Source organism: Acetobacter sp. DsW_059, from assembly GCF_002153695.1.
Classification (GTDB): Bacteria; Pseudomonadota; Alphaproteobacteria; order Acetobacterales; family Acetobacteraceae; genus Acetobacter; species Acetobacter thailandicus.
Map to the genome: position 1 here is coordinate 1 of NZ_JOPI01000137.1, position 430 is coordinate 430.

At 57.0% G+C, this 430-nt stretch carries 1 protein-coding gene; it reads left to right on the forward strand.

Going from position 1 to position 430, the window contains the following annotated elements; all coding sequences use genetic code 11:
- Positions 1 to 406 (forward strand): cell wall hydrolase (locus HK25_RS12290; RefSeq protein ID WP_143296019.1); only part of this gene is annotated, 406 nt, incomplete at its 5' end.
- Positions 407 to 430 lie beyond the last annotated feature (24 nt).

A 430-nucleotide genomic window follows, 5' to 3' on the forward strand; every position in this document is an offset into this window, starting at 1 on the left:
TGTTGCCCGCACAGCCTGGGGAGAAGCGCGCGGAGAAGGTGTGCGCGGGATGCGTGCTGTGATGAACGTTATAGCTAACCGTGCCGCAACTCCCTGCTGGTGGGGGCGCGATTACCTCACAGTCTGCCTCAAAGCCTGGCAGTTTTCCTGCTGGAATGAGAACGACCCCAACCGCCCGAAACTGCTCTCTGTGACCGGCACAGACCCTCAGTTCAGAGATGCTCTCGATCTGGCGGCACAACTCATATCCCGAAAACTGCCGGATATCACGCAGGGATCGGACCACTATTTTGACACTCGCACCAAAACACCGGCGTGGGCCGATAGCAATGCGTATCGCTGCACGATTGGTCACCATGCGTTTTATCGCCTGGGGCCTTACGGTCAGGAAAAAAACAATGGCTGACGAAACGACACCTGCAGAACAGGT